Source organism: Sphingopyxis granuli NBRC 100800 (genome assembly GCF_001591045.1).
Classification (GTDB): Bacteria; Pseudomonadota; Alphaproteobacteria; order Sphingomonadales; family Sphingomonadaceae; genus Sphingopyxis; species Sphingopyxis granuli.
Genome location: NZ_BCUA01000009.1, coordinates 68,708 through 77,139 on the forward strand (window position 1 = coordinate 68,708; position 8,432 = coordinate 77,139).

The 8,432-nt window shown below is 66.8% G+C and carries 5 protein-coding genes; 4 read left to right on the forward strand and 1 reads right to left on the reverse strand.

The window, feature by feature from the left end:
* Positions 1–57 precede the first annotated feature (57 nt).
* From SGR02S_RS04060 to SGR02S_RS04075, 4 genes are all read left to right on the forward strand, one after another.
* Positions 58–2,706, forward strand: coding sequence for a TonB-dependent receptor plug domain-containing protein (locus SGR02S_RS04060; RefSeq protein WP_067105921.1), 2,649 nt, complete (start codon positions 58–60; stop codon positions 2,704–2,706).
* Between the two features lie 119 nt (positions 2,707–2,825).
* On the forward strand, positions 2,826–4,883 hold the full coding sequence (locus SGR02S_RS04065; protein WP_067105923.1) for an acetoacetate--CoA ligase: 2,058 nt from the start codon (positions 2,826–2,828) through the stop codon (positions 4,881–4,883).
* Positions 4,884–4,949: 66 nt separating this feature from the next.
* Positions 4,950–6,287, forward strand: coding sequence for a spinster family MFS transporter (locus tag SGR02S_RS04070; RefSeq protein WP_067105925.1), 1,338 nt, complete (start codon positions 4,950–4,952; stop codon positions 6,285–6,287).
* A gap of 53 nt (positions 6,288–6,340) precedes the next feature.
* Positions 6,341–7,981: a tannase/feruloyl esterase family alpha/beta hydrolase gene (locus SGR02S_RS04075; RefSeq protein WP_067105927.1), complete on the forward strand. Its 1,641-nt coding sequence runs from the start codon at positions 6,341–6,343 to the stop codon at positions 7,979–7,981.
* A 258-nt stretch (positions 7,982–8,239) separates the two neighbouring features.
* Here SGR02S_RS04075 and SGR02S_RS20380 read toward each other — a convergent pair.
* A partial coding sequence (locus SGR02S_RS20380) for a hypothetical protein (protein WP_218000103.1) occupies positions 8,240–8,432 on the reverse strand: 193 nt, incomplete at its 5' end.

Consider the following 8,432-nt stretch of genomic DNA (forward strand, 5'->3'; position numbering starts at 1 on the left):
ACATCAAGCCGGCAGAGCCCGGCGCCAGGAAAAGCCTAGCCAGGGAAGAGGAACATCATGTCGATCAGAACCATTCTCACGGGACGCCGCGCGCACATGCTGTGCGGGTCCGCAATCGCGGCGGCCATGCTGGGCGTCCCTGCCGCCGTCCACGCCCAGACCGTGGACGACAGCGGCCAGGCGCAGGACAGCGCGGCGCAAGCCGATACGGAGATCGTCGTCACCGGCACGAGCATCCGCGGCATTCCGCCGACCGGATCGGGCCTCATCAGCGTGTCGCGCGAAGACGCAAAGCTGATCGGCGCGGCGAGCACCCCCGAACTGCTGGCGACCGTGCCGCAGCTCAACAGCTTCAACACCGCCCCGCGCACGAGCAACGGCGGGCTCGGCTCCTTCGCGCCGGGCCTGCGCGGACTGCCGTCCGCCGCGACCCTGCCGCTGATGAACGGGCATCGCCTGATCTCTGGCAGCACCCAGCAGACCAATCCCGACTATCCCTTCTTACCCGAACTCGCGATCGAGCGTGTCGAGATCGTCGCCGACGGCGCATCGGCGATCTACGGCTCGGACGCGGTCGCGGGCGTCGTCAACTTCATCACCCGCAAGCGCGTATCGGGGATCGAGGCCAACGTCCGCTACGGTTTCGCGGACGATTATCACGCCCTCAACGCGGGCGTCCTTTTCGGGCACGAATGGAGCAGCGGCTCGTTCGTCGCGGCCTATCAATATTCGGAGAATGGCAACATCACCGGGGCGGACCGCCGGTACCGGTCGCTCGACTTCCGGGCGGCCGGCGGTATCGACACGCGTTCGGCGGTGTGCCCGGACGCCAACGTCAACCTGTTCACCGGACCGATCTATGCCGCGCCCGGCCTGGCGCCGGGCCTCAACACCTGCGACCCGCGCGGACCGGTCGATCTCGTTCCGGAGAACCGCACGCACAGCCTGTTCGTTTCGGCGCGGCAGGATCTGTCGTCCAGCGTCACATTGTGGGGCGATCTGCTCTATTCGGATCGCAAGGACGTGGTGCAGGCCGCGCTGCCCGGCCAGACATTCGTTCTGATAACCGCGACCAACCCCTTCTTCCGGGCCCCGCCGGGCACCGGAGCCCTGTTCGAGTTCGTCGATTTTCGCCCCGACAATCTGGTCGGCGCGGATCATTTCGACCAGACCTATCGCGTCAGGACCGGCAATGCGACGGCCGGGATCGACGTCAAGCTGCCCGGCGACTTCAAGGCGAGCCTGTACGGGACCTTCAACTGGTCGCGCAACGACACCTTCCAGCCGGGGATCGACACCACCGCGCTGACGGCGGCGGCGGCCGGGACCACGACCGCGACGGCGCTCGATCCGTTCGGTAGCGGGACCAGCCCGACCGTCGTCGCCGCCATTCTCGACAATCCGACCGACTTCACCAACCATCAGCGCACCCGGATCGGTGCCGTGAAGGTCGACGGCCCGCTGGCCGATCTGCCGGGCGGCGAGGTCAAGGTCGCCCTCGGCGCCGAATATCGCCGCGAAACATATGATCAGCGCGGATCGAGCGGCGGCGTCGGATTCCCTGAGGATCTGAAACGCAGCGTCCAGTCGCTGTACGGCGAATTGTTCGTGCCGATCGTCGGCGAAGGCAATGCCTCGCCGATGCTCCGCAGCCTCGCGCTGTCGCTTTCGGGGCGCTACGATCATTACAGCGATTTCGGTTCGACGACCAATCCGAAGGTCGGCATCACCTGGGAGCCGGTGGACGGGTTGAATTTTCGCGGAAGCTACGGTCGTTCGTTCAGGGCGCCCGGCCTTCGCGACCTCGGATCGACTGTCGGTTCCTATTATGCTGCCGCGGCGCTCGTCGATGCTTTCGGCGCCCGCGATCCCCTGCGCGGCGCGGCACAGGTCAACACGATGCTGCTTTACGGCGGCAACCAGAATCTGAAGCCCGAAAAGGCGCGGACCTTTTCGCTCGGCGTCGATTTCCGGCCCGGTTTCGCTCCGGGATTCAGCGCCGGCGCGACCTTCTACGACATCAAATATAATGACGTCATCGGCACGCCGTCGGGCCTCGGCGCGCTGCTCTTCACCGACCCGACCTTTGCGTCGCTCGTCATCCGCGACCCGACCGCCGCGCAGGTCGCGGCGGCGATTACCGACACCGTTCCCTTCTTCTACACCTTCTCGGCGGTGCCGACGATCGAGAACATATTGGACTTGCGCCAGGGGAACTTCGGCATCCGCAAGACGAACGGGATCGATTTCGATGTGCGTTACCGGCATACGGCGGGTTTCGGCACGATTTTCGGCGGCGTCGCCGGCAACTATATCCTGAAATACCGGACCCGGTTGTCGCCGACCTCGGCGGTCAGCGATTCGCTCGAGGCGGGCATCCCGCGAACCACGCTGCGCACGACGCTCGGGGTCACGGCGGGGCCGGTCACTTTCGTCAACTTCGTCAATCATCGCAGCGGGGTCACCGCTTCCTTTGCGACGCCGACCGGGTCGGGCCTCTATCATTCGAAGGGCTACACCACGGTGGACCTGCGCCTGTCCCTGCGGCTGCCCGATACGGGTTTCGCCAAGGGAACGGAGATTGCGCTGCAGATCAACGATCTGTTCGACAAGAAGCCGCCCTTCTTCCCCGGGACGGACGGCATCGGCGGCGCCTATAATGCGATCGGCCGCTATGCGGCGATGAGCCTGCGCACCGCCTTCTGATGTCATGGGCGGCGATCTTCGATGAGGTCGCCGCCCGTCGTTCACCCGCCTGATCGAGCGGAACTGGGGCCGGTGCAGCGCTCCTCGTCCTATTTCCCTGAAATGAAACAAGGTCTGTTATGAGTCATGCCAGCAACAGCGCGGACGCCCCGGCTCCCGTTCCGCAGATCCGCCTGTATTCGGACTGGCTCAAGACCACGCACGATCTGGAATTCGCGGAATATGAGGATCTGCGCCGCTGGTCGGTCGACGATCTAGAAGGCTTCTGGCGCAGCATCTGGGATTATTATCGGATCGAATCCCCGACGCCGTTCGCGGCCGTGCTCGGCGAAGACGCCATGCCGGGCGCGCGCTGGTTCGACGGGGCGCAGGTCAGTTACGCCCGGCACGTGTTTCGCCATGCGGTCCCCGCCGACGCCGCCGGCCAGCCCGCGATCGTCGCCGAGAACGAACGCGGCGACCGGGCGGTCCTCAGCTGGGCGGACCTCAGGCGGCAGGCGGCGTCGCTGGCGCTCGAGCTGCGCCGGCACGGGGTCGGGCGGGGCGACCGCGTGGCCGCCTATCTTCCCAACATCCCGGCGGCGGTGGTCGGCCTGTTGGCATGCGCCAGCCTGGGGGCGATATGGACGCTGTGCTCGCCCGACATGGGGGCCAATGCGGTACTCGACCGCTTCCGCCAGACGAGGCCCAGGGTGCTGATCGCGGTGGACGGCGTCGCCTATGGCGGCAAGGCCATGGACCGCAGCGCCGCCGTCGCCGAGATCCGGCGTCAACTGCCCTGCATCGAAGTGCTGCTCGTCATCGACAGCGGATTCGGCAAGGACGAGGTGCCGGGCGCCGTCGCCTTCGAACAGGCCGTGGCGCGGGACGATGCCGAGGTCGCGGCGTTCGAACCCGAATGGCTGCCCTTCGATCACCCGCTGTGGATTCTCTATTCGAGCGGAACCACCGGCCTTCCCAAGCCGATCGTGCACGGACATGGCGGGGTCCTGCTCGCGACCTGTGCGGGCCAGCTCCATTTCGACCTCGCACCGAGCTACGTCCCGAATAATTTCGGCGACCGTTTCCACTGGTACAGCGCCACCGGCTGGGTGATGTGGAACATTCAGGTCGGCGGCCTGCTCAGCGGCACGACCATCTGCCTGTTCGACGGATCGCCCAGCGGGCCCAAGGGGACTCCCGACTGGACCCGGCTGTGGCGGTTCGCGGCGCGCAGCGGCGTGACCTGGTTCGGGGCCGGCGCGGCCTTTTTCACGAGTTGCCAGAAGGCCGGGCTCGACCTGGCCCGGATCGGCGGCCTCGAATCCATTCGCGCGCTCGGCAGCACCGGCTCGCCGCTTCCGCCCGACGTCCAGCGCTGGGGGTCGGCGCAATTCGCCGGATTGGGCCGCCCCGATATCTGGTGGTGCAACGTCAGCGGCGGGACGGAGATCGCGGCCGCCTTCATGGCCGGCAATCCGGAGCTTCCCGACACGCCGGGACGATTGCAGTGCCGCCACCTCGGCGCCGCGATCGAGGCGTGGGACGAGCGGGGCAAGCCGGTGATCGGCGAAGTCGGCGAACTCGTCTGCACGCGCCCTTTCCCGAGTATGCCCCTGTATTTCTGGGGGGACGAGGACGGCAGCCGCTACCGCGAATCCTATTTCGCCGAATGGCCGGGCATCTGGCGCCACGGCGACTGGCTGACGATCGGCACCGACGGCGGCTGCACGATCTCGGGGCGCAGCGATGCGACGATCAACCGGCACGGCCTGCGCATGGGCACCGCCGAAATCTATTCGGCGGTCGAACGATTGCCCCAGATCGCCGACACGATGATCGTCGACATCGAGGGCCCGGACGGCGACAGCCAGCTGATCATGTTCGTCGTTCCGGCCGAGGGACATAGCGTCGATGCGGCGATGGAGGCGGCGGTGGCGACCGCCATTCGCACCAGCCTGTCGCCGCGTTTCGTGCCCGACCGGCTGATCGCCGCGCCCGGCATTCCGCGCACGCTGTCGGGCAAGAAGCAGGAACTGCCGATCAAAAGGCTGTTCGGCGGCTGGCCCGTGGCGAAGGTGATCAATGCCGACGCGACCGCCACCCCGGAGGTGCTGCCCTGGTACATCGACCGGGCGCAGCGCTGGCGGCGCGACATGGACGCAAAGATGGCGCCGCACGCGGGAGAGGCGATGTAAGGGCGCGAACCGCCGGCGCGCGCCGGCCGGATCGGGAAAACAATGGGCAGGGAAGGTGCAAGGCATATGGACAGGAACGGATCGCCGGATCGGCCGGGCATCGCGGATAGCCGCGCGCCCGGCCATCGCGGCCTGGTGCTCGGCATGCTGTGCTTCGTCTATGTGCTGAATTTCCTCGACCGCCAGCTCGTCTCCATTCTCGCCAAGCCGATCCAGGACGGCTTGCAGATCACCGACAGCCAGCTGGGCCGGATCACGGGATTCTATTTCGCGCTCTTCTACTGCTTCATCGCGATCCCGGTCGGCTGGCTGGCGGACCGCACGAACCGGGTGAAAGTCCTCTCGCTCGCCTGCGGCCTGTGGAGCGCCGCGACCGCGGCGTGCGGCATGGCGGCGAATTACGGGCAGCTGGTGGTCGCCCGCATGGCGGTCGGCGTGGGGGAGGCCGGCGGCGTGCCGCCATCCTATGCCATCATCTCCGACAGCTTCCCGCGCGAACAGCGGGGAACCGCGATGGGCATCTTCAATCTCGGTCCGCCGCTCGGCTCCGCGCTGGGGGTGGCTTTCGGCGCCTCGCTGGCGGCCGCCTATGACTGGCGCGTGCCGTTTTATGTTGTCGGCGCGGTCGGCGTGCTCACGGCGGTGCTCGTCTACCTGATCGTTCCGGAGCCCGCGCGCGGTCAGTTCGACCCGGCGCCCGTTTCCGCCGACGCCGCGGAGCCCGGTCAGGGCTTCGGGCAGGCGATCCGCAGCTTCTTCGGCAACCGGATTCTCGCGGTCACCGCGCTTGCGAGCGGCGCCGCCAATTTCATCACCTATGGCCTCAGCAATTTCGCCACCCTGTTCCTGATGCGCGAGAAGGGGATGACGCTGGAGGAGGTCGCGATCTGGTATGCGCTGGCCGTCGGCATCGGCATGGGGGCGGGCATTTTCGTCTCCGGCCGCCTCATCGACCGCTTCGGGGTCCGGAACAAGGCGGCCTATGCCAGCATTCCGGCGCTGTCGCTGTTGCTCGCCCTGCCTTTCTTCCTGGGTTTCGCCACCGCGGAACGCTGGGAGGTCGCGCTGGCGCTGCTCTGCGTGCCGCTGTTCCTCAACTCCTTCTTCCTGCCCGCGACGGTCACCTTCGTGCAGGGAGAGGTCGATCCGGATGCGCGGGTCATTTCGGGCGCCTTGCTGCTGCTGGTGATGAACCTGATCGGCCTTGGCCTCGGCCCGACCTTCGTCGGCATGGCGAGCGATTTCTTCCGCCCGGAATATGGCGGGCATGCCTTGCAGATGGCCTTTTATGCGCTGGCGCCCATGTACCTGATCGCGGCGCTGCTGTTCCTGTGGCTCGCCCGGATGATCGGGCGGGCGTCTCCCGCCGCCGTTCTGGAGCGGCGCGAAGCCAATCCTGTGTGAAGGGCCGGGGAAGCGGGGAACGAAGTGAAGGTGACAGCTTTGCGGAGACAGACATGAAACGGAAAAACAGCCTTGCCGCCGCCGCGGTCCTCATCATGGGGTGGATGGTCCCGAGCGATGCGATGGCCCTGGCGCCGACCCCGGCGCCGGATGCCGTCGCCGCGCGTTGCAACGGCCTCGCCGCCCTGCGGCTCCCCGATACGAGCATCGTCAGCGCGGCGCTGGTTCCGGCCAAGGCGGCCGAGACGACGATTGCGGGCGAGACGCCCGGTTACCGGAGCTTCTGCCGCGTCGTCGCGCGCGTGCGCTCGGCGCCCGATTCCGACATCGGCGTCGAAATCTGGCTGCCCGCCCAGGACTGGACCGGCGTCTTTCACGGCAATGGAAACGGCGGCTTCGCCGGCGTTCTCGCTGGCGGCTATTCGGGGATGGTCGACGGGTTGCGGCGCGGATTTGCGACCGCGACGACCGATGCGGGAACCGCGCCCGCCTCGCCGCTGGAGGGCGATGCCCTGATCGGCCAACCGCGCAAGTGGCGCGACTGGGGCCGCCTGTCGACGCATGTGATGACCGTGACCGGAAAGGCGATCACCAGGGCCTTTTACGGCCGCGACGCCCGGCGCTCCTATTACACCGGCTGCTCGACCGGCGGCCAGCAGGGCCTGATCGAATCGCTCTACTATCCGGCCGATTACGACGGAATCCTCGTCGGCGCGCCCGTCATCAACCGGACCTGGGGCCATGCCGCGGTGCTTTGGGACTATGCCGCCGCGCATCGCGCGCCCGGCAGCCTGCTCTCCGACGCCAAGCTGAAGCTGCTCAACAAGGCGGCGATCGCGACCTGCTGGCGGCAGGGGCACGGTCTGGCGGGGGACCGGTTCATCTCCGATCCGCTGAGTTGCAGCTTCGATCCCGCGGTTCTGCAATGCAAGGGCGCGGCGTCGGACGCCTGTTTGACGACAGGCGAAGTGGCCACCGCGCGCGCCTTTTATTCGGGACCGACGGGCCGCGATGGCAAGGCGAGCTATTTCGGCTGGCTCCCGGGAAGCGAAATGCCCGACACCTTCGGCTGGTCCTTCCTGCAAACGCCGATCAACGGCCAGCCGCCTTTCGGCGCGCTTTTCAAATGGGTGTTCGGCGCCGACTGGGACTGGAAGGGGTTCGATTTCGATCGCGACATGCCCGCCGTCGATGCGCGTCTGGACCCCATCGTGAACGATGCCACGCGCGGCAGTCTAGAGGCGTTCGCCGCGCGCGGCGGCAAGCTGATCATCTATCACGGTCTGGCCGATACGCTCGTCGCGCCGGGCCAGTCGATCGCATTCTATGAACGACAGGCGGCGCAGCTTGGTGGCGGCCGCAATCTCGCGGACAGCGCGCGCCTGTTCCTCGCGCCCGGCATGATGCATTGCGGCGGCGGCACCGGCCCCGACGCCTTCAACGCCACGCTCGGCATCCCACCACGACCGCCGGCCGACGATGCGAAGCATGACATTTTCTCGGCCCTGATTGCCTGGACCGACAGCGGCGAGGCGCCCGATCATGTCATCGCGACGAAATTTTCGGCCGAGGATACGGGCGAGATCGCCATGCAGCGACCGCTCTGCCCCTATCCGCGGAAGGCGGTGTATCGCGGCTCGGGGTCGACGCGGTCGGCAAGCAATTTCACCTGCACCGGACCGGACGATCGCTGACGCCGCTCCAAGGCCCGTGGCGATTCGGTTTCGACACCGTTTCTCCCTTTCGTCACCCTGAACTTGTTTGGCAATTATCCCTTTCGGACAGGTAGCTGTTCCCCGGCGAAAGCCGGGGTCCACGCGGAGCAGCGCCATCTGGACCCCGGCTTTCGCCGGGGAACGGGCCGTGATGGAGTATTTGCGGGGCGGCGAAAAAGTGCAGCCCATGACTATGGTCTGTGGGGATTTGGCGTTCTGTGCAGTTTCTCCCATTCGTCACCCTGAACTTGTTTCAGGGTCCATGGTCTGCGCTCGAATGAAAGGCGGCACAAAAGGGAAGGTCCGGCCATGGATGCTGAAACGAGTCAGCATGACGAACGAATGAGGCAGCGCGCCGAAACCCGAATCCCCATAGACCATAAAGAATGATGACATTGGATTGACCCGGTTCGCCATCGCGACCCCGGAT